The sequence below is a fragment of the Cypionkella sinensis genome, assembly GCF_042646385.1.
Taxonomy (GTDB): domain Bacteria; phylum Pseudomonadota; class Alphaproteobacteria; order Rhodobacterales; family Rhodobacteraceae; genus Cypionkella; species Cypionkella sinensis.
In genome coordinates this window covers 1,580,448-1,600,668 of sequence record NZ_JBHRTO010000001.1, presented here as the reverse complement: position 1 = coordinate 1,600,668, position 20,221 = coordinate 1,580,448, and the positions used below count along the sequence as shown (strand labels likewise).

Here is a 20,221-nt window from a genome sequence, read left to right as displayed (position 1 = left end):
TACCCCAGGGTGGGGCGGCCAGCGCCCCTAGTCGAACTTGCGGCTTGGTGCCAGAACCAGCGCCTCGCCTTTCAGAACCACGGTATTGCCCACCGCGCAATGGGTTTCAAGGGTCACGCGGCGGCGGGAATGGTCAATCGCCAGCACTTTCACCACCGCCTCCACCCGATCACCGGGGCGGACGGGGGCGAGGAATTTCAAGGATTGTCCAAGATAAACAGTGCCATGACCGGGAAGCTGTTCGCCGATAACCGCCGAAATAAGCCCGGCCGTTAACATGCCATGCGCGATACGGCCCTGAAAAATTGTGTCCTGCGCGTAAGCTTCGTCCAGATGCACCGGGTTGTGGTCGGTCGAAACCTCGGCAAACAGCTCGATATCGCGGTCGGTGATGGTTTTCTGCAACGACCGGACCATGCCGATTTCCAGGTCTTCGATGCAGATGGTGCCGCGCGGTTGGTTATCAAGCATGGCCGAATCCCTTGAATGTGCTGTTGCAGCGTAGCAGATGCTGCGTTGCGGCGCAAATTCAAAGCGAAGCATTTGTGCGCGAATGCGACGTCAGTTGTAATTTTATTACGAGGCTAACGCAGGTGCCCAATGCTGTAGGTTGGCGAAAGCTGCATGTCGTCTAGCCAATCCTGCAGCAAAGCCGCGTCCGGGTTGTGCTGATCCGCGCCGAAATTATCCTGCGCAATGCCGCTGGTGACGAACAGCGCATCCAGCCCCTCGCCGATCGCGCCCTGCACATCGGTGTGGATACCATCGCCGATGCACAGAATCCGCGCATCCTCTGCGCCGCCCAAGGCCTGCAACCGCCGCCGCGCCAGATCGTAAATCGGCGGATGCGGTTTGCCGAAATACAGCGCCCGCCCGCCCATTTCCTCGTAAAGCTTGGCCAAAGCCCCGGCGCAGTACAAAAGCTTGTCGCCCATATGCACGATGATATCGGGATTGGCGCAAAGCATTGGCAGATCAAGGGTTTTCGCCAGCAGCAGCGTGGCGCGGTAATCTTCGGGCGTCTCGGTCAGATCATCGGCAAGGCCTGTCACCACCAGCCCTTCGGCATCCTTGGTGGCCACCCGTTGCACGGGCGGGTTGGCCGCCGCGACCGCTTGCAGATCGGCGGCGAAATCGGTGAAAAACGCCTCGTCTTTCGGCGCGCCAATGAAATGCACCCGGTGCCCGACCGCTCCCGTCAACATGGCATATTGCGCCGCATCGCCCGATGTCACCACATCATCCCAGACATCGCGCGGCACGCCCATTGCGTCCAGTTGCGCGATGATGCTGGTTTTCGGGCGCGGCGCGTTGGTCAGCAGGATCACCCGGCCACCCTTGGCGCGAAACGCCTGCAAGGCCGCGACGGCTGCGGGGAAGGGGGCGACCCCGTTGTGCAAACAGCCCCACAGATCGCAGAACACCGCATCGTAAGCGTCGGAAATCTCGGCCAGATTGGCGATGATCTGCGTCATGGGGGCCCGCTTTCCTTACAGTTTCAGCGCCGGGATGATCTGCTTTTTACGGCTCATCAAGCCGGGGAACACCACGGTATCGCCCGCCACCTTCACCCCGAACGAGGCTTCGGCCAGCGCCTTGACCAGATCATTCGGCACCAGCAGCGTGGCTTCTTCGCGCAGAATGTCGATCACGAACAGCAAGACCTGCTCGGCACCATCCTCGGCAGCCACCCCCGGCATCGCCGCCATCAGCGCATCCTTGCGCGCCAGAACCGTGGCGGGCGAGGTGGTTTCCAGCACCGAAACCCGCAGTTCGCGGCCAGCGACATTGTATTCCTTGCTGTCCATCCGCAGCAAAGCCGCTTCGGAAAACGCCGAAACGTCCGATTTTGCCGCGAACATCTCGGCGGCAAATTCCGGGATCGAGACGCGCAGATCGGCGGCCAAAGCCTCGGCCACGGCGCGGTCATGCGGGGTGGTGGTGGGGCTGCGGAATTCCAGCGTATCGGACAGGATGCAGGTCAGCATCGCGCCCTTGATCGCCCGTGGCGCGCGGCCCAGATCGCTGCCGATCAGGTCATGCATGATGGTCGCGGTGCAGGCCAGCGGGCGCATGGTAATGTCGATCGGCGTGGTGGATTTGAGACCGCCGACCAGCATGTGATGGTCGATGATCGCCTGAATTTTCGCCGAATTGATCGAGGGCGGCAGTTCCGCCGGATTGTTCGTATCGACGATCACCACCTTATCCTCGGCACGCACGTCTGCGATGATCTCGGGCTTATCCAGCCCCCAATGGCGCAGCATGAAGGCGGCTTCGGTGTTCGGCTCGCCCAGCAGCACCGCTTTGGCGTCGGTGCCCTGCACTTCCGAAAGATACCAGGCCCAGATCAGCGGCGATCCGGTCGAATCGGTGTCAGGGGATTTGTGGCCGAAAACGAGAGTGGTCATGGGGCAAACCTTCGGAAAGGGGATTTGGCGGGCTTATAGGGCCGCAGGGCTGGTTTGTCACGGGGGGGCGGCCTACTGCCACTTCCCCGGTTCGGTCGCGGACTGGCAGCCATAGGGCGGTAGGGTCTTGGTGCCGAAATTGGCCTTCAGGCGCGCGCAGCCCCAGTCTTGCACAAACCCCGGCATCATCTGGTGCAGGTCGATCCCCACCTCATCAAACGGGTCTGGCGCACCTGCGGTGTTGTTGACCCACGCGTAATAGCGATAGCCGCCCGTGCCCAGAACAGCGAAGGCAATGACAACCAAGAACATCAGCAATCGTTTCATAACAATCCTTTACGGGGTAAGATCCAGTCGCGTGATGCTATAACCCTGATCCTGCAACAGCTTCAACACGCCCTTGTCACCCGACAGATGCAGCGCGCCAAACGCCGCCAGCACCGGGCCTTTGGCCCCCGCAGCCTCAATCACCGGAATCCAAGATTCGTTGCGGTCGATCATCAGCGAATTTTCCATCGCGGCGAATTCTTCCTCGACCCGCTCCGGCGTATAGCCGGGCATCTGCGCGGTCTGCATCTTGGAAAACTCCCAGATCAGCCGACCTTCCTGCGAGAAATAGCTGTCAGCCAGCGTCACCGCCATATCTGCCGATTGCCCTTCCAGCGCCAAGGCCGAGGTGATCATGTCAATCTGATCGCCTTGCGGCATGTCCTTGAAGATCGCAAACAACGTGTCATAGGGCTCCAGCGCCTGCACCGGCAGATCGCGGGCACGCGCGGCGGTGATCAGTTGCGCGTCCAATCCATCCGGCAAAGCGGTGCCCAGACTGCACGGCGGCATCGACAGCAGCATCGAGACATACCAGGGCCGGAACTTGGCCACCATGAACGGCGGCATCCCGCGCGCCCGCGCCGCATCGGACAGATGTTGCCAATCTTCCGGGGTCAGGATTTCCGGCAGGGTCGGGCCATCGGTGTTGACGATCAGCGCAGGGTCATCGGCCATCCGCGCCTTCAGGCTGTCTTGCTCTTTCGGCCCGGCCTCGACCAGCAGAACCTTGGCCTCTGCCAGAAACGGCGCAAGCGCTGTCATGCTGGCGGCGTGGCGCGGATCATCCAGATGATAGGTGCCGACCAGCGTGACCACCTGATCACTCTTGCGCGCCTGCCAGAAATTGCCGACGGCAAACGGCTGGCTGTCAGCCTTTTCCCGCAACTCTGCCTGCACGCTGGCGGGCAGGGCGGTGATCAGGTTCTTGCCCTGACATTCGGCCATAGCTGGGCCACAAAGCCCTAAAATCGCAATGAAAAAAGAGAATATCCGGCGCATCGGGCCTCACTGCTTACTGCTTTGCATAGGGTCGCATGTTGCGGCGGGCAGGCCAAGCGCCAAGCCGCGCAATGGGCGGCTTGTTGCAAAAAATTCGCGCAGATGGGTGTTGACTGTGAAAGGCCGAGGGCCTAACTCAAGCGTCGTTAGCACTTGGGAGGACTGAGTGCTAATCTCATTCAAACCTGGAAACTCAAGGGAGTGTAACCAGATGGCATTCACACCGCTGCATGACCGCGTATTGGTCCGTCGCATCGAAGGCGAAGACAAAACCAAGGGCGGGCTGATCATCCCGGACAGCGCCAAAGAAAAACCGGCTGAAGGCATGGTTGTCTCGGCAGGCGCTGGCGCGCGCAAGGATTCGGGCGAGCTGATCGCTCCGGCCGTCAAAGCTGGCGACCGCATCCTGTTCGGCAAATGGTCGGGCACCGAAGTGAAACTGGACGGCGAAGATCTGCTGATCATGAAAGAAAGCGATATCCTCGGGATCATTTCCTAAGGGTCAGGGCTCGGGCCCTTCGCCCTGAGCCCGCTTTCCATTTCAACATCTTAGACAGGAGTCTACACAATGGCTGCTAAAGACGTACGTTTTGATACCGATGCCCGCGACCGCATGCTGCGCGGCGTGAACATCCTGGCTGACGCTGTGAAAGTCACCCTCGGCCCGAAAGGCCGCAACGTGGTGATCGACAAGTCGTTCGGCTCGCCCCGCATCACCAAAGACGGTGTGACGGTCGCCAAAGAGATCGAACTGGCTGACAAGTTCGAGAACATGGGCGCCCAAATGGTGAAGGAAGTCGCTTCCCGCACCAACGACGAAGCTGGCGACGGCACCACCACCGCCACCGTTCTGGCCCAAGCCATCATCAAAGACGGCCTGAAGGCTGTTGCTGCTGGCATGAACCCGATGGACCTGAAGCGCGGCATCGACCTTGCGACCTCGAAAGTGGTTGCAGCGATCAAGGCAGCGGCTCGCCCGGTCAAAGACACCGCAGAAGTTGCCCAAGTCGGCACCATCTCGGCCAACGGCGAAGCTGAAATCGGTCGTCAGATCGCTGACGCGATGCAGAAAGTCGGCAACGAAGGTGTGATCACTGTTGAAGAAAACAAGGGTCTGGAAACCGAGACCACTGTTGTCGAAGGTATGCAGTTCGACCGTGGCTATCTGTCGCCCTATTTCGTCACCAACGCTGACAAGATGATTGTCGAACTGGAAGACGTGCTGATCCTGCTGCACGAGAAAAAACTCTCGTCGTTGCAGCCGATGGTTCCGTTGTTGGAATCGGTGATCCAATCGCAGCGCCCGCTGCTGATCATCTCGGAAGACGTGGAAGGCGAAGCACTGGCGACCCTCGTGGTCAACAAGCTGCGCGGCGGCCTGAAAATCGCGGCTGTCAAGGCTCCGGGCTTCGGCGATCGTCGTAAAGCCATGCTGCAGGACATCGCAGTTCTGACCGGCGGCCAAGTGATCTCGGAAGATCTGGGCATGAAGCTCGAGTCGGTCACGATCGACATGCTGGGCAAAGCCAAGAAAGTCTCGATCACCAAAGACAACACCACCATCGTTGATGGCGCTGGTGTCAAGGCCGAGATCGAAGCCCGCGTTTCGCAGATCCGCACCCAGATCGAAGAAACCACTTCCGACTACGACCGTGAAAAACTGCAAGAGCGCGTCGCCAAACTGGCTGGCGGCGTTGCCGTGATCAAAGTCGGCGGCATGACCGAAGTCGAAGTGAAAGAGCGCAAAGACCGCGTTGATGATGCTTTGAACGCGACCCGTGCGGCCGTGCAAGAAGGCATCGTTGTTGGCGGTGGTGTGGCTCTGGTTCAGGCTGGCAAATCGCTGGATGGCCTGAAAGGTGCGAACTCGGATCAAGACGCTGGTATCGCCATCGTCCGCCGCGCTTTGGAAGCTCCGCTGCGTCAGATCGCTGAAAACGCTGGCGTCGACGGCGCTGTCGTGGCTGGCAAAGTCCGCGAGTCGACCGACCTGTCGTTCGGCTTCAACGCTCAGACCGAAGAATACGGCGACATGTTCGCTTTCGGCGTGATCGACCCGGCGAAAGTCACCCGCACCGCGCTGGAAGATGCAGCATCGGTTGCCTCGCTGCTGATCACCACCGAAGCGATGATCGCTGATCGCCCGGAACCCAAAGGCGCTGCTGGCGGCATGGGCGGCGGCATGGGCGGCATGGGCGGCATGGACGGCATGATGTAATCAGCCCGTCCGGCTGCAAGATAGGGAAGGGCGCAGCGCAGGCTGCGCCCTTTTCGTTTGCGGGGACAACGCTGGCCATTCTTGCCCGATTTGGCCCGCGCCAAATCGGGCCGCGCCTGCCTGCCCCCGGCAGGCGCGTTACCGCGCCAGCCCAGACAGGCGCGCCCCGATTTCTGATGCGTTGGTTTGTGGCACAACACCCCTTGCTCAAACGGCCTCCGGCCTTATGAGCAACAAACCGAAAAACGCTGCCCCGCAGCGTTTTCAATCGGTTTGGTCGCATTCCTATTGTGGCCCGATCAATGAACCGTTGGCAGCTAAAGCGCCTTCACCAACCGATGCAACACATGCCCGGTCTCGTCATCCCGACCACTCTTGCCGGTCGCGGCAAATCCCATCCGTTCCCAGAACGCCCGGCCCCGCGGATTGGCCTCCAGCACCGCGAGGTAAAGCACTGGCGATCCCGCCAAACGCGCCAACCGCTCTACCTCGGCCAGAAACACCGCCCCGGCCCCTTGGCTGCGCAGCCGCGGCGCGATCAGCATCAGGCCCAGATAGGCGTCCCCCGCCTCGGGAAAGCCGAACGACAACTCGGCCAAACCGCTCAGAACGCCATCCGAAAACAGTCCCAGCCGATGACTGACTGCCGGATCACAACCGGGCGGGCCATCGATGAAAAACGCCACCGCCTTGGCGGCAGGGTCGCATTTCCCCTCCGCCAACAGCCAGTAGTCCTGCGCCTCGGCCTGAAAGTCCGTAACAGCGGCCAGATCATCCACGGGATGCAAGCTACTGATCAGCATGGGAAATCTCGATAATCTCCAACGTCACAGCCCCCGCAGGCCTGCGCCATGTCACACTGTCGCCGACCTCGGCCCCAATCAACGCCCGCGCCAGCGGCGACTGCGGCGCGATGCGCCCCCGTGCGGCGTCCGCCTCATCCTCGCCGGTGATCTCATAGCGGCTCTGCACGCCATCGGCATCCTCGACCAGCACCGCCAGCCCAAAGGCAACCTCATCCAGCGGCAACTCTGCCGGATCAATCAAGATGGCCGAACGCAGCCGCGCCTCGACATAGCGGATGTCGCGCTCTGCCGCAGCTTCGGGCAATTTGTCCAACCGCTCGGCCCGCGCCTTCAGGCTGGCGAGCGTCGTTTGCAGATCGCGCAAGCGCGCCTGCAACGCCGCCAGCCCGCGCGGCGTGACGTAATTCGGATGCGGTGACAGCGGCAGGTCGGGCAAAGGATCAAGCGCACCGTCGCCTTCCTTGACGAAAGCCCTGCTCATCGCACGATCACTTCCAGCGGATCATAGAGAATCCCGGAGCCCCAGGCGGTGTCGATCAGACTGTCGGGCTTGAACCGCACCCGGCCCGATTCCAGATCGGCACGGCTGAAAAACCGCCGCTGCGTCACCACGCCCTCGGGGTCGCGCCAACTGGCATTGATCGCCCCTGCCGCGATGGTGCAGCGAAAGAAGATATCCACCTGATGAAACCCCGACACCGGGTCATGAAACTCATTGATCAGCGCAGGCTCCCCGACTGTCACCGACAGCCCGGTTTCCTCATGCACTTCCCGCGCCAGATTGACCGGAAGCGAAGACCCCGACTCGACCCCGCCCCCCGGCGCGCACCACAGATCAGACCGCCCACCCGGATAGGCGTTGACGAGCAGCAGCCGATCCTCATGCAAGATCAGCGCGCGGGTCGCAAGGCGGGTGGGACGTTTGGCCATAGCCTCAAGCTGAAGCCCACATCCGCCAAGGTCAAGACCCTATGCTGCCGCAACGGCAATTTGGCCCTGCCGTTCCGACCACAACAGATACAGCGAGCCCGCCAGTATCAGCGCAACGCCCAGCCAATAGGCACCTTCCGGCGCAAAGCCCAGCACCAGCCAACTGACCGCGATGTTGGAAAACAGCTTCAGATCATCAAACGGCTGCACGAACCCCGCATCGGCACTGGCATAGGCCAGCGTCAGAAAATGCTGCGCCGCATACATCACCGCCCCGCCCAAAATCAGCAGGCCCAGCACGCTGCCCGTTGGCACCTCAAAGCCCGCATGCAGCGAAAACAGCCCGTTGATCGGCGTCAACAGCAGCAGCAGCCACATCGTGATCGCGCTCTGCGGCTCGGTCGCTGTCAGCCGCTTGGTGATCAGTGAGGCCCCACCCCAGCAGATCGCCGCCGCCACCGGATACAGCGTGGCAAGCGTCAGTGCCCCCTCCCACGGCCGCAGCAAGATCATCGCACCCGTAAACCCGATCAGCGCCGCCAGCCAACGGTTCAAAGCCACCCGCTCGCCCAGAAACACCGCAGCCCCCAGCAGCACGAAAAACGGCGAGGTCATCACCAAAGCCACCACATGCCAAGGTGCCATTCCCGCCGCGAAGGCTTGGGTGAAGGCCTGCACCCCCAGCACCGACAGCACGATCCGCAAGCCATGCAGCCAGGGATGCCGCGTGCGCATACTCGCCAACCCCTGCCGCCAGATGAATGGCAGCGAAAACAGCGTTGCAATCGCATATTGCCAGAACGCATCCGACTGCGCCTTGAACCCCAGCTTGTATGTCACCGTCCAGGTGATCGCATTGGCCCCGGCAAAGGCCACACCCGCCAACACCATGAAAGCCGCGCCCTTCAGCGGGAAATTCGTCTGATTCATGCCGTCCTCCTTCAAGACCACATCAATCAGGGGGACATGCCACGCCAACACCCGCCGCAAAACGGCACAGGCTGCGCGCATTCTCTTGCATCCGGACTATACCGTCGGCCCCGGAGTTTCACCGGATCTGCTGACCCCAACCGAAGAAGGGCGCTCGCGGGCTATACCGCCGGTGGGGAATTGCACCCCGCCCTGAGAATGCCCGGAACGACCCGGGCGCCCGATTTCTATCACCGACAAGTGCGGACACAAGCCGCAACCCCCGCTTGCCCTGCACATAAGATGCGCTTTAATGCGGGCATGAGAAAAACGATAACATTCATGCTGTTTGCGATGCTGGCGCAGAACAGCGCAGCGCAGGCGGATTGCTTGGTGCTGCTGCACGGCCTTGCGCGCACCGAAACCTCGCTGGTGGCGATGCAGGCAGCACTCGAAGCTGCCGGCCATACAGTGATCAACGAAAGCTATCCCTCCACCGAAGCCCTCATCGCCGAACTCGCCGCCGGGGTCGGCACCCGCGTCGACCAATGCCCGAAAGGCGCGCGGGTGGATTTCGTCACCCATTCGATGGGCGGCATCCTCGTGCGCTACTGGCTGGCCGCGCACAAGCCCGAAGTAATGGGCCGCGTGGTGATGCTGGGCCCGCCCAACCACGGATCAGAATTGGTCGACACCTTTGCCGAGGTGGGGGCGTTTCAATGGATGAACGGCCCCGCTGGCCTGCAACTGGGCACCGACCCCGACGCCGTGCCACAAGAATTGCCCGCCCCCGATTACCCGGTGGGCGTGATCGCGGGCACACAATCCTTGAACCCAATCACCTCGGCGCTGATTCCCGGCCCGGATGACGGCAAGGTCTCGGTCGCCAGCACCCAACTGTCTGGCATGACAGATCAGATTGAACTGCCTGTCACCCACACCTTCATGATGCTCAACCCAGTCGTGATCGCCCAGACCATGATCTTTCTCGACACTGGCAAGTTTGATCACGACCTCAGCTATGCCGATGCCCTGCGCATCGCCCTGAACAAGGACTAACCCCATGGCACGGCTGGCTTATTCAGAACTGGCAAAAACCGTCTCACATTACTGCGGCCGCCCCAGCACCTTCCTGCTGGCCTGTGGTGTGATCGCGGTCTGGATCGTCACCGGCCCGCTGTTTGACTATTCCGACACCTGGCAGTTGGTGATCAACACCGGCACCACGATCATCACCTTTCTGATGGTGTTCCTGATCCAGAACACCCAGAATCGCGACACCAAAGCCATTCAGTTGAAACTCGATGAGCTGATCCGCGCCACCAACGGCGCGCATAACGCCTTGCTGGATCTGGAAGAATTGGATGAAAAGGCGCTCGACGCCTTCCGCAACCGCTACGAGGCCTTGGCGCGCGAGGCGCGGCGGCTACAAAACAACGGCGGCATCGACACCGACTCGCCCGAGGCTTGACGCCCGCCGCAAGAGAATGCTTTGCGAAAAGCTGGTTTTCGGCTAAACTAAAGGCACATTTTAGAAACGGGTTGTGCGAATGTTTGATCGCCTTGGGCATTTTTTGCGGCTTTGCCTGCTGGGCATCTGGGCGCTGGCGTTGCTGCCAGCGGTGGCAGAGGCTGCGGGGCGCAAGCTTGCCTTGGTGGTTGGCAATCAGGCCTATACCCAGCTTCCCGGCCTTAGCACCCCAGTCGAAGACGCGCAGGCCTTGTCCAATGCGCTGCGCAATCTTGGCTTTGAAGTCACCCTCCTGACCGATGTCGGCCCTGCGGTGTTTCAGGCGGTCTTGGGCACCTTCGCCGAGCAGGTGGACGAATCCGACACCGTGCTGTTCTACTACGCGGGCCACGCCTTCCAGAAAGATGGCATCAACCATCTGGTGCCCGTCAATGCGCGGCTGGCCGATGCGCGCTCCCTTGATACCGAGACATGGCGGCTCGATGACATTGCCAAGGCCTTGAAAGGCAAGACCAATCAGCTTTTGCTGTTCGTCGATGCCTGCCGCGACAACCCCTTGCCCGAAGCCGTGCGCACGGTGGCCGAAGCGGGAGGTCTCGCGCAGTTTGATGGTGGCGCGGGCACTTTCGTGGCCTTTGCCACAGCGCCGGGGCAGGTGGCTTGGGACAAGACCGCAGGTGCGGTGAACAGCCCGTTTACCGCCGCTTTGCTCGCCCATATCACCAAGCCGGGGCAGAATATCTCTGATCTGATGATCGCGGTGCGCAACGATGTCGAAACCGCAACGGACGGCAAGCAAACCCCGTGGGAGCAATCCTCGCTGCGCGAACAATTCTATTTCGTGCCCCCCGCCGTCAACGCAACCGCTGACGAGGCGCTGCCCGAGTTTGAGGTGGTCGCCGACCAGAACACCGCCCTCGCCCCGCCGCCCGGCATCGCGGTGATCGGGCAGGGTGTGGGCGATGACAAACTCGCCTCGCTGCAAACCGACACCCGCAGCACCAACCAGCCCTTGCCCGAAAATCTGGCGCTGGGCGTGCAGACCGAACTCGACCGCATCGGGTGTTACGGAATGCGCGTGGATGGCGATTGGGGCAACGGCTCACGCCGCGCGATGACCGCGTATTACGAGGCTAAGAAACTGCCGCCGGGTGATCTGGAACCCACCGAAGCCGTCTACCGCGCGCTGCTGGCCGAGCCTGAAAACACCTGCGAAAAGGCCGCTGTCGCCACCAAGGCACCCAGCAAAGCCCCCTCGAAATCCAGCACCAAATCCAGCACGACGAAAAAGGCCAGCACCACCACCAAAAAGGCCACGACCACCACCAAAAAGGCCGCCACTGCAGCACCCGCCGAAAAGAAAGGCCCGAAGTGCAAATTCATGGTGATCGCCGTGGTGTGTTCCTAAGGGCGCCGCGCAAAATCATGATCCGAACCCGCACCCATAAACACAGTGTGGGTTCATCCTCTCTGCCTAAATATCCCCGCCGGAGGCTCCGACGTTCTCAACAATCAGATGGTCTCAAGACTTAACAAATCCCTAACGGCACCTGTTAAGCCATTGATCTCCATGGTCCCAAAACTGGTCCCAATTTAGGACCTCAGCCCTTGGGGATCACTCGGTTGACATGCCCCATCTTCCGCCCCGGCCTTGCCTCGGCCTTGCCGTAGAGATGCACTGCACAATCATTCTCGCGCAGCAGCGCCGGCAGACGGTCAATATCGTCGCCGATTAGGTTCTCCATCACCACATCCGAATGCCGCCCGCCATCGCCCAACGGCAACCCCGCAACCGCCCGGATATGCTGTTCAAACTGATCCACCGCGCAGCCGTTCTGCGTCCAATGCCCCGAGTTATGGACACGGGGCGCGATCTCATTCACGATCAACCCCTGCGGCGTGACAAACAACTCCACCCCCATCACACCAACATAGTCCAGCGCGTTCAAAATCCGCGCCGCCAGCAGAATCGCATCCGACCGCATCGACGGCGACAGTTTTGCGGGCAGGGTGGTGGTGTGCAGGATACCATCCTTATGCACGTTCTCGCCCGGATCATAGCAGGCAACCGAGCCATCCAAGCCCCGCGCTGCAATGACCGAGACCTCGTGGCTGAAGTCGATAAACCCCTCCAACACCGAAGCCGCGCCATTCATGCTGGCATGCGCCGCCGCCGCATCCTCGGCGGTCTTGATGCGTGCCTGCCCCTTACCGTCATAACCCAGCCGGGTGGTTTTCAGGATCGCAGGTGCGCCAATCGTGGCAATCGCCGCCTCCAGATCCGCCAGCGTCTGCACCGCCGCATAGGGCGCACACCGCAGACCCAACCCGGTCAGAAAATCCTTCTCCAGAATCCGGTCCTGCGAGATCGCCAGCGCCCGCCGGTTCGGCCGGATCGGGCGCAACGCCTCCAACGCATCCAGTGCTGCCGTGGGCACATTCTCGAACTCATAGGTGATCACATCGACCGAGTCCGCAAACGCCCGCAACGCGGCCATATCGTCATAACTGGCCACCGTCACCGCATGCGCCACATCCGCCGCAGGCGGGTTGGCCGCAGGCTCGAAGATATGGGTCTTGTAGCCCAGACGCGCGGCGGCAACGGAAAGCATCCGCCCCAACTGCCCGCCGCCCAAAATGCCAATGGTCGCACCTAACGCCAGATTACTCATCCTTCGGCTCCTCTGGGATCGAATCCGACAACGCCGCGCGCCACGCATCCAGACGCGCGGCAAGCCCCGCATCCTGCAGCGCCAATATCCCCGCCGCCAGCAACCCCGCATTGGCCGCACCCGCAGCCCCAATCGCCATCGTCGCCACCGGATACCCCTTCGGCATCTGCACGATGGAATACAGGCTATCCACCCCCGACAATGCTTTGGTCTGCACCGGCACGCCAATCACCGGCACGCGGGTTTTGCTGGCCATCATCCCCGGCAAATGCGCGGCCCCACCAGCGCCCGCGATGATCACCTGCACCCGCCCCGCCGCAGCGCGGCCATAGGCCCACAACCGATCCGGCGTGCGATGCGCCGAGACGATCTTGGTCTCATACGACACACCAAGCTGATCCAGCACGAGGGCGGCTTCCTTCATCGTCGGCCAGTCAGACTGGCTTCCCATGATAATCCCGACATCCACAGTCATTGGCGCCTCCGGCTGTTGCTGCCCGCTTCATAGCAAGGCCCACACCGTAGGCAAGGAAAAGCCTGAACATCCCCCGTAGGGTGCGCTTTTCACGCACCATCCGCCGCTCAGGCAATGATATTCGGGATCAGCAAATCCTCGATCCGCACGATCTGATCCTTCATCTGCAGCTTTTGCTTCTTCAGCCGCCGCAGCGTCAGCACATCGGGCCGCCCCGAGGTTTCCAAGGCATGCACCGCCTCATCCAGATCGCGATGCTCACGCCGCAAAACCTCAAGTTTCACCCGCAGCATATCGTCAAAGTTCATCTCAGATGAGGCATTCATGGCAGGACCGAATCCAGTCTTTTTGGCTTTTCCCAAAGATACAGTGATTCGTGTGCAATCGGCGCAAAATTTCTGCATTTGACCCCAAGTTTTCTTGCGCAGCGCAGCACTTGCAGCCATCCATCGCTGCCCCCATATTGAAACCACGTGGGTGCCGCTGTCTGGGCCCGCGCGAAAGTGTCGCTTGTTGCAAAGGGCATCGGTCATGACGAAACTGACGTTTGGGTCGCACCCGTTCCTGCTGGGGTTTGAGCAGTTGGAACGTCTGGTCGAGCGCACCGCCAAAACTGCCTCTGAAGGCTATCCGCCGTTCAATATCGAGGCCACTTCGGAAAATACCTACCGCATCACGCTAGCGGTGGCCGGTTTCCGCGATGAAGATCTCGCGATCACCGTCGAAGACCGCCAACTTGTCGTGCGCGGGCGTCAGGGTGATGATCTGGCCGATCGGGTTTTCCTGCACCGCGGCATCGCAGCCCGCGCCTTCCAGCGCTCGTTCGTGCTGGCAGACGGCGTAGAGGTGGCCGGGGCCGATCTCGACCATGGACTGCTGCACATCGACCTGCGCCGCATGGTGCCAGACACCATCGTGCAAACCATTCGTATTGGCCGCAAGTAAGGAGAGACGAACATGGATGTGAAATTCGAAGGCCTTGATGCTGGCGACAACCGCATCGTCTATGTCCGCCCGATTGCGGTGGAAACCCTGCCGCAGGCCGTGCAGGCACAGATCAACGGGATGAAAACCGTCTACGCCGTGCATGGCGAAGATGGCGAGCAACTGGCCTTGGTCGCCGACCGTGACCTGGCGTTTTCGCTGGCGCGCCAGCACGACATGGCCCCGGTCAACGCGCACTGACGCGACAGTCGATTGGTCTGGCGCGCCGCTCTCAAACGGCCCGCCGGATCGTCGTTCCAAGCAGCGCAAAGGCGAACCTTGACATAATAACACAACATGTTGTGGAAATCGCGCCAAATTCGCGTGTTGGGCACAAGTCATTCCACGCGGGGAAGGCTATTCAGGATAACAAAGGCCGCGCCAATGGCGCGGCCTTTTGCTTGCAGGGCAGGTGGCTTTCGATGCCGCCTCTGCCTATTCCGCAAGACCTGCGTTCTCGGCCTGCTCTTGCAGCCAACGCTCGGCATCCAGCGCCGCCATGCAGCCCATGCCAGCCGAGGTCACGGCCTGGCGGTAAACATGGTCGGTCAGATCGCCCGCCGCAAACACGCCCGGAATGGCGGTGCGGGTAGAGCCTGCCTCGACTTTCACATAGCCACCCTCATGCAGCGGCAACTGGTCTTTCACCAGTTCCGACGCAGGCGAGTGGCCGATGGCCACAAAGAAGCCATGGCACGGCACATCCTTGACCGACCCGGTTTTCAGATTGCGCGTGCGCACCGCGGTGACAGAGGCGGGGGCCTCGCTGCCCAGCACTTCGATCACTTCCGAATCCCACAACATCTCGATCTTCGGATGTTTGAACAAACGGTCCTGCATAATCTTTTCCGCCCGCAGCGTATCGCGGCGGTGGATCAGCGTGACCTTGGTGGCGAAATTGGTCAGGAACAAAGCCTCTTCCACCGCCGTATTGCCGCCGCCGATCACCACCACTTCTTTGCCGCGATAAAAGAACCCGTCGCAGGTGGCGCAAGCCGACACGCCAAAGCCCTTGAACTTTTCCTCCGAGGGCAGCCCCAGCCATTTGGCCTGCGCGCCGGTGGCAAGGATCACCGCATCGGCAGTATAGGTGGTGCCGCTGTCGGCCTTGGCGGTGAAGGGGCGGTTTTGCAGATCAAGGCTGGTGATGTAATCGCTGATCACCTCGGCCCCCATCGCCTCGGCATGGGCCTGCATGTTGACCATCAGATCGGGGCCCTGAATGTGCTTCTCGCCCGGCCAGTTTTCCACCTCGGTGGTGATCGTCAACTGCCCGCCGGGTTGCAGCCCCTGCACCAGAATGGGCTCCAACATCGCCCGCGCCGCGTAAACTGCGGCGGTATAACCTGCCGGGCCGGAGCCTATGATCAGAACTTTGCTGTGGCGTGTCGTGGTCATGGCGCATCCCCGGATTCGTGTGGAGCCTGATATAGGATGTCCGCGCTCAGGGGGAAAGGGTCGGCAAACGCATGGCGGAAATGTGCGGGGGTTTGGTGTTTTGCGAAAACATCTTGCGCAATTGTGAAAGATTGTTGCGCAAGCTGGGGTCTGGGCATAGATACAAGCCAAAAAGGAGGCCCCGATGGCCGGCACCAAACTCGACCCGATTGACCGCCACATCCTTGCCGAGTTGCAAGCCGATGGCCGCATGACCAACGTGGAACTCGCCAGCCGCGTGGGGATTTCAGCCCCCCCCTGCCTGCGCCGCGTGCGCACCTTGGAAGAAGCGGGCTATATCAAGGGCTATCACGCTGACATCGACGCGCGCGAAATGGGGTTCGAGGTGCAGGTTTTCGCCATGGTGCGGCTGCAAAGCCAGGCCGAGGCGGATCTTTCCACCTTTGAAGGCCGCTGCCGCGCCTGGCCTTTGGTGCGCGAGTGCCACATGCTGAACGGCGAGATTGATTTCATCCTGAAATGCGTCGCCCCCGATCTGTCGAGCTTTCAGTCCTTCCTGACCGAGCAGCTTCTGAAGGCCGAAAACGTCGCGAACGTCAAAACCTCGCTGGTGATCCGCTGCGCCAAGGACGAACCCGGCCTGCCGTTCGATGTGCTGGAAGCACGGCTGGCGAAAAACGCCTGATCTGGCCAACGGTCTGCTAAAAATGTTTAGGCGGCCCCTTGATGGTGTCAGAGCACACCAGGGCCGCCTTAACTGAGCATCATCCGCGGCCCGACCATTGCCGGACCACTGCGCTGAGGGGGGAGCCTTTGCAAGGTCTTACCACGCCCGCCACCGCCTGTTTTCACAGAGGGACATCTGTAAGGCCAAACATGGCGGAAACGCGCCCGCCTGTCAAAGTTTATTCTTAATTGATCTGCAGTTATGGCGCGATCTTCACGTTGTTGCCGCGATTGTTCGCGCTGTGGATGCAATACTGTGGTTGCAGACATGAAAAAGAAAAAAGCCGGGGATTGTCCCCGGCCTTATAGCGAATCACGCGTGGTTTTTGCGCCGGATCAATGCGCAGCCTGCGCACGCGGTTTGGCTGGTGCGGCTTTCAGCGCGGCGGGGCGACGGCGTTGGCCGCGGGCCCAAGGCAGTGCCACTTGCGGCTCGGTGCTGGCGGCGAGGACCGACTTCATCCAACGAGGTTGTTTCTTCATGGCGTGCTCCCTTGCAGGTTTGTTCGTGCGTTGGAGACAATCTGCCCCTGCTTTGCGGCGGGGTTTTGGCGCGACACGGCAGAGATCAAGGTAAATTTGTGCAGCCCAAGGCCGAATTGTGGCGCAAAGGGCGGCTTACAGCCGGATCACCGAGAGAAGGCGGCCATAGTCGGCCTCACCTGCATGGGTGGTGCGGCGATACGAGAAGAATCGCGCGGGGTCTGAAAACGTGCAGTGCCGCGTCCATTCGGCGTGCCCCACACCCGCACTGCGCAACCGCCACAGGCCATAGCCGGGCAGGTCAAACAGCATCCGGTCGCCGCTGCCTTGCGCGAAAAAGCGGCGGGTTTCGGGATCGTCGTCAGTAAAGCTTTCAAAAAACTCCGGGCCCACTTCATAGGCGGCCTGACTGATGCAGGGGCCGATCACCGCGGCGATGTTGGCGCGGGTGGCCCCCAAAGCCTCCATCGCCTGCACAGTCGATTCCAGCACGCCTTCTTTGGCACCCCGCCACCCAGCATGGGCAGCACCGATCACCCCGGCGCGCGCGTCGGCGAACAGCACCGGCTGGCAATCGGCGGTCAGGATCGCAAGCCCAAGCCCCGGTGTTGCCGTCACCATCGCATCGGCTTGCGGGCGGATCGCCAGCGGCGCAGTCACATGCAGCGCATCGGGCGAGTGGACCTGATGCACTGACACCAGATGATCGGCGGCAAGATCCAGCGCTTCGGCAACCCGGCCCCGGTTGATCGCCACAGCCTCGGCCTGATCGGTAGAGCCTGTGCCACAGTTCAGCCCGGCGAAAATCCCCGACGACGCGCCGCCTTTGCGGGTGAAAAACCCGTGGCGGGGGGCGAGGGCGTCTGAGGTGATGATTTCAAGCATGGTAGGGATCAAAACCGGGAGGGGCAGGGGTATTGGGCGCGTGAAAGGCGATGGCTTTGAACAGCGAACCCATTTCTGCGGGATCGGTCAAGCGGTGATATGCGGCAAGATGATTTTCCAAGGCCGCGCCGCTGAGTTTATCGGCAAGCCGCGCCGAGCGGGTGGCGATACCCAGCCGATGCAGCAGCGCGCCCTGATCGGTCAAGCCAGAGCGGGCCAGGTTGATCCGGTCGGCGAGTGCTTCGAAATCAACATGAGCTGTCAGGTCTGCCTCGCCGGGATTGGCGAGCGGGTGTTCAAAGCGATGGTCGCGCAAGGCTTGCAGTGTATCGCCCTTCGATCTCCAACCGCCATAGTCGATGATCAGTGCGGCACCGCCGAAGTGATGCAAACGGTGGCCAAGAGTGGTGGCGATGGTCCAGGCTTTTGGGCAAATCTCGATGATGGTGCCATCGGGATCGGTCTGAAATCTCTGCCCGATAGTCGCGGGGTTCACCGGACCCGAGAGCAGGAATGTAAGCTGATCACCGTTCAGGCCGACCATACGCTGCCGCCAATCTGCGCCGTTGCGTTGAAACTGATGGATCGGCAGCGCATCGAAGAACTCGTTGGCCAGCAGAAACAGCGGTTGTTCTGGCAGATCATCGACGTTTTCAACCCAGCGTGGGGCGCGCCCCTGCTGGCGAGACAGCGTTTCAGCTTGAACCTGTCGCAGGGTGGGCGAGGCTTCGACCATCACCACTTCGGCTGCGGCATGAAAGCCCGGCACCGCCTTGGTGGCGCGCAACACATCGGCCATCAGCGTGCCGCGACCGGGGCCAAGCTCGGCCAGCGTGAAGCGTGTGGGCGCGCCTTGGTCGAGCCAAGTCTGCGCCAGACAGAGGCCCAGCAGTTCGCCGAACATCTGGCTGATTTCGGGGGCGGTGGTGAAATCGCCGCGCGCGCCAAAGGGGTCGCGGGTGGAGTAATAGCCGTGCTGCGGATGCAGCAGACATTCGGCCATGTAATCCGCCACCGAGATCGGCCCATTGGCGTGGATGCGTGCGCGCAGATGCTCGGCCAGCGCGGTCATGCAGAGGGGGCAGCCGGTTTGGCGCGGGCGATGAACCAGATGCCGACAGCGATCATCGGCAGGGTCAGGATTTGCCCCATCGTCAGCCCATAGCCGCCCGCATGCAGCGCCAGCCCCAGCGGATTGCCGTCCGATACGAATTGCGCATCGGGCTGGCGCACGAATTCCACCAGAAACCGCGCCACGCCATAGCCCGCAAAGAACAGCCCCGCAATCTTGCCGGGGGCTTTCAGCCAATCGCGCCGCCAGATCAGATAGTTGAGCACCACCAGCAACAGCAGGCCTTCCAAAGCAGCCTCGTAAAGTTGGCTCGGATGGCGGGCGCAGACCGTCAGCACCCCGGCGCAGGTCTGCGCGGCCTCGCCCGGAAAGGCGACGCCCCAGGGCAGATCGGTCGGACGGCCCCAGAGTTCGGCATTGACGAAATTGGCGAGGCGACCCAGCAACAGGCCAATCGGCGCCACCGCCGCCATCAGATCGGCCAGCGGCAGCATGGCGATCTTCTCACGCTTGCAGAACCAGATGCCAGCGATGGCCACCCCGGCAAAGCCGCCGTGGAAAGACATGCCACCCTCCCACACCCGCAGGATTTGCAGCGGGTTTTGCAGGAAGTGATCGGGCTGGTAGAAGATGACATAGCCCAGACGCCCGCCCAGGATGACACCGAAGATCACCCATGTCAGCAAACGCTCGACCGCTTCGGCGCTCAGCGGCGGCGGGCCTGACCACAGCCGCGGCGTGTTGATCATCCGCACCATCAGTTTCCACCCGGCCAGCAGGCCGACGATATAGGCCAAGGCATACCAGCGCAGCGTCAGCGTCATCGGCCCCAGCGGGATCGAGAAGATATCGGGCGACAGGTTCGGGAAGGGGATATAAGACATGCGGCTTCCTGCGGTGTGCCTTGCCTTGTCGGCAACAGGCGGCACGATGTCAACGTAGCATCGCGGCAGATCGCCATCTTGTGCAAGGGCGCTTGGCGGCTCATATAGAAGACAAGCGAAAGGAGGCCCCAGATGACGGCCGGAAACAAATTCTTCGACGACATGTCCAAGCTGATGACGAATGCAATGGGTGTGGCGCAGGGCGCCAAATCCGAGGCGGAAACCGCGATGAAAGGTTTCGTCGACCGCTGGCTTGCCGACCGCGATTTCGTCACCCGCGAAGAGTTCGACGCGGTGCGCACGATGGCGCAAAAAGCCCGCGAAGAAAACGCGGCGCTGGCGGCACGTCTAGCGGCACTTGAGGGAAAGCAGGGCTGAGCCTGGGGGCGCTACGCCCCCGCCCCGTGCCTTCAGGGCAAAGTCCAAAAAGCAAAAGGCCCACCGAAAGGCGGGCCTTTTTGCTTTGGAGATTTCTTCAGGTTGAAGATCTGAAGGATTTGGTGGAGCCAGGGTCTACCAATCTACTGTTTCAAGCAATCTCATTACATCCCATATCATCCTGTTTTTA

26 protein-coding genes and 1 riboswitch are annotated in these 20,221 nt (G+C 61.4%); of the genes, 9 read left to right on the top strand and 17 right to left on the bottom strand.

Going from position 1 to position 20,221, the window contains the following annotated elements:
- Positions 1-27: 27 nt before the first annotated feature.
- The 5 genes from ACFOGH_RS08010 to ACFOGH_RS07990 all read right to left on the bottom strand — a co-directional run bounded on the left by ACFOGH_RS08010 (position 28) and on the right by ACFOGH_RS07990 (position 3,686).
- Positions 28-471: a MaoC family dehydratase gene (locus tag ACFOGH_RS08010; protein WP_380072547.1), complete on the bottom strand. Its 444-nt coding sequence runs from the start codon at positions 469-471 to the stop codon at positions 28-30.
- A 113-nt stretch (positions 472-584) separates the two neighbouring features.
- Positions 585-1,475 (bottom strand): TIGR01459 family HAD-type hydrolase, encoded by an 891-nt coding sequence (locus ACFOGH_RS08005; RefSeq protein ID WP_380072546.1) that lies wholly within the window; start codon positions 1,473-1,475, stop codon positions 585-587.
- Between the two features lie 15 nt (positions 1,476-1,490).
- Positions 1,491-2,411 carry a manganese-dependent inorganic pyrophosphatase gene (locus ACFOGH_RS08000; protein ID WP_380072545.1) on the bottom strand — a complete coding sequence of 307 codons (921 nt, stop codon included), beginning with the start codon at positions 2,409-2,411 and terminating at the stop codon, positions 1,491-1,493.
- 72 nt (positions 2,412-2,483) lie between these two features.
- The gene (locus ACFOGH_RS07995; protein WP_380072544.1) at positions 2,484-2,738 is read right to left on the bottom strand and encodes a hypothetical protein; all 255 of its coding nucleotides are present in this window, start codon (positions 2,736-2,738) and stop codon (positions 2,484-2,486) included.
- Positions 2,739-2,747: 9 nt separating this feature from the next.
- Entirely contained in the window at positions 2,748-3,686 is a 939-nt protein-coding gene (locus ACFOGH_RS07990) for a TraB/GumN family protein (RefSeq protein ID WP_380072543.1), read from the bottom strand.
- A gap of 265 nt (positions 3,687-3,951) precedes the next feature.
- Here ACFOGH_RS07990 and ACFOGH_RS07985 point away from each other — a divergent pair, with 265 nt between their 5' ends.
- Entirely contained in the window at positions 3,952-4,239 is a 288-nt protein-coding gene (locus ACFOGH_RS07985) for a co-chaperone GroES (RefSeq protein ID WP_380072542.1), read from the top strand.
- 69 nt (positions 4,240-4,308) lie between these two features.
- The gene (gene groL, locus ACFOGH_RS07980) at positions 4,309-5,958 is read left to right on the top strand and encodes a chaperonin GroEL (RefSeq protein WP_380072541.1); all 1,650 of its coding nucleotides are present in this window, start codon (positions 4,309-4,311) and stop codon (positions 5,956-5,958) included.
- Between the two features lie 317 nt (positions 5,959-6,275).
- Here groL and ACFOGH_RS07975 read toward each other — a convergent pair whose 3' ends face one another.
- From ACFOGH_RS07975 to ACFOGH_RS07960, 4 genes are read right to left on the bottom strand one after another with little or no spacing between them, the layout of a single operon-like run.
- On the bottom strand, positions 6,276-6,761 hold the full coding sequence (locus tag ACFOGH_RS07975) for a GNAT family N-acetyltransferase (protein WP_380072540.1): 486 nt from the start codon (positions 6,759-6,761) through the stop codon (positions 6,276-6,278).
- Positions 6,748-7,245, bottom strand: coding sequence for a GreA/GreB family elongation factor (locus ACFOGH_RS07970; protein ID WP_380072539.1), 498 nt, complete (start codon positions 7,243-7,245; stop codon positions 6,748-6,750). The genes ACFOGH_RS07975 and ACFOGH_RS07970 overlap by 14 nt, the downstream gene beginning before the upstream one ends.
- Entirely contained in the window at positions 7,242-7,694 is a 453-nt protein-coding gene (locus tag ACFOGH_RS07965; protein WP_380072538.1) for an NUDIX domain-containing protein, read from the bottom strand. Before ACFOGH_RS07965 ends, ACFOGH_RS07970 begins: the two co-directional genes overlap by 4 nt.
- Before the next feature lie 39 nt (positions 7,695-7,733).
- On the bottom strand, positions 7,734-8,624 hold the full coding sequence (locus tag ACFOGH_RS07960) for a DMT family transporter (protein ID WP_380072537.1): 891 nt from the start codon (positions 8,622-8,624) through the stop codon (positions 7,734-7,736).
- 75 nt (positions 8,625-8,699) lie between these two features.
- A riboswitch (FMN riboswitch) is annotated at positions 8,700-8,828 on the bottom strand.
- A 96-nt stretch (positions 8,829-8,924) separates the two neighbouring features.
- Between ACFOGH_RS07960 and ACFOGH_RS07955 the strand changes: the two genes are divergently transcribed.
- From ACFOGH_RS07955 to ACFOGH_RS07945, 3 genes are all read left to right on the top strand, one after another.
- Positions 8,925-9,662 (top strand): esterase/lipase family protein, encoded by a 738-nt coding sequence (locus ACFOGH_RS07955; protein WP_380072536.1) that lies wholly within the window; start codon positions 8,925-8,927, stop codon positions 9,660-9,662.
- 4 nt (positions 9,663-9,666) lie between these two features.
- Complete coding sequence (locus ACFOGH_RS07950) at positions 9,667-10,074, top strand: low affinity iron permease family protein (protein WP_380072535.1); 408 nt, start codon at positions 9,667-9,669, stop codon at positions 10,072-10,074.
- 79 nt (positions 10,075-10,153) lie between these two features.
- Positions 10,154-11,482, top strand: coding sequence for a caspase family protein (locus ACFOGH_RS07945; protein ID WP_380072534.1), 1,329 nt, complete (start codon positions 10,154-10,156; stop codon positions 11,480-11,482).
- Between the two features lie 193 nt (positions 11,483-11,675).
- Here ACFOGH_RS07945 and ACFOGH_RS07940 read toward each other — a convergent pair whose 3' ends face one another.
- The 3 genes from ACFOGH_RS07940 to ACFOGH_RS07930 form a co-directional block, all read right to left on the bottom strand.
- A complete protein-coding gene (locus ACFOGH_RS07940) occupies positions 11,676-12,746 on the bottom strand; it encodes a 5-(carboxyamino)imidazole ribonucleotide synthase (RefSeq protein WP_380072533.1) in 1,071 nt (356 codons plus the stop codon).
- Entirely contained in the window at positions 12,739-13,221 is a 483-nt protein-coding gene (purE, locus tag ACFOGH_RS07935) for a 5-(carboxyamino)imidazole ribonucleotide mutase (protein WP_380072532.1), read from the bottom strand. Before purE ends, ACFOGH_RS07940 begins: the two co-directional genes overlap by 8 nt.
- 107 nt (positions 13,222-13,328) lie before the next feature.
- Complete coding sequence (locus ACFOGH_RS07930; RefSeq protein WP_380072531.1) at positions 13,329-13,547, bottom strand: YdcH family protein; 219 nt, start codon at positions 13,545-13,547, stop codon at positions 13,329-13,331.
- 205 nt (positions 13,548-13,752) lie between these two features.
- Here ACFOGH_RS07930 and ACFOGH_RS07925 point away from each other — a divergent pair, with 205 nt between their 5' ends.
- Both ACFOGH_RS07925 and ACFOGH_RS07920 read left to right on the top strand, forming a co-directional pair.
- A complete protein-coding gene (locus ACFOGH_RS07925; RefSeq protein ID WP_380072530.1) occupies positions 13,753-14,166 on the top strand; it encodes an Hsp20 family protein in 414 nt (137 codons plus the stop codon).
- Between the two features lie 12 nt (positions 14,167-14,178).
- The gene (locus ACFOGH_RS07920; RefSeq protein WP_380072529.1) at positions 14,179-14,406 is read left to right on the top strand and encodes a DUF1150 family protein; all 228 of its coding nucleotides are present in this window, start codon (positions 14,179-14,181) and stop codon (positions 14,404-14,406) included.
- A gap of 234 nt (positions 14,407-14,640) precedes the next feature.
- On the opposite strand, the gene trxB is transcribed toward ACFOGH_RS07920, so the two are convergent.
- Complete coding sequence (trxB, locus tag ACFOGH_RS07915) at positions 14,641-15,603, bottom strand: thioredoxin-disulfide reductase (RefSeq protein ID WP_380072528.1); 963 nt, start codon at positions 15,601-15,603, stop codon at positions 14,641-14,643.
- 184 nt (positions 15,604-15,787) lie between these two features.
- Between trxB and ACFOGH_RS07910 the strand changes: the two genes are divergently transcribed.
- A complete protein-coding gene (locus tag ACFOGH_RS07910; RefSeq protein ID WP_380072527.1) occupies positions 15,788-16,288 on the top strand; it encodes an Lrp/AsnC family transcriptional regulator in 501 nt (166 codons plus the stop codon).
- 377 nt (positions 16,289-16,665) lie between these two features.
- Here the strand turns inward: ACFOGH_RS07910 and ACFOGH_RS07905 are convergent, their stop codons facing one another.
- From ACFOGH_RS07905 to lgt, 4 genes are all read right to left on the bottom strand, one after another.
- Positions 16,666-16,812, bottom strand: a complete 147-nt coding sequence (locus ACFOGH_RS07905; protein ID WP_380072526.1) for a hypothetical protein — start codon at positions 16,810-16,812, stop codon at positions 16,666-16,668.
- A 135-nt stretch (positions 16,813-16,947) separates the two neighbouring features.
- Positions 16,948-17,697, bottom strand: a complete 750-nt coding sequence (pgeF, locus tag ACFOGH_RS07900) for a peptidoglycan editing factor PgeF (RefSeq protein ID WP_380072525.1) — start codon at positions 17,695-17,697, stop codon at positions 16,948-16,950.
- Positions 17,690-18,769, bottom strand: coding sequence for a class I SAM-dependent methyltransferase (locus tag ACFOGH_RS07895; RefSeq protein WP_380072524.1), 1,080 nt, complete (start codon positions 18,767-18,769; stop codon positions 17,690-17,692). Before ACFOGH_RS07895 ends, pgeF begins: the two co-directional genes overlap by 8 nt.
- On the bottom strand, positions 18,766-19,653 hold the full coding sequence (lgt, locus tag ACFOGH_RS07890) for a prolipoprotein diacylglyceryl transferase (RefSeq protein WP_380072523.1): 888 nt from the start codon (positions 19,651-19,653) through the stop codon (positions 18,766-18,768). The genes ACFOGH_RS07895 and lgt overlap by 4 nt, the downstream gene beginning before the upstream one ends.
- Positions 19,654-19,785: 132 nt before the next feature.
- Here lgt and ACFOGH_RS07885 point away from each other — a divergent pair, with 132 nt between their 5' ends.
- Positions 19,786-20,031: an accessory factor UbiK family protein gene (locus ACFOGH_RS07885; protein WP_380072522.1), complete on the top strand. Its 246-nt coding sequence runs from the start codon at positions 19,786-19,788 to the stop codon at positions 20,029-20,031.
- Positions 20,032-20,221 lie beyond the last annotated feature (190 nt).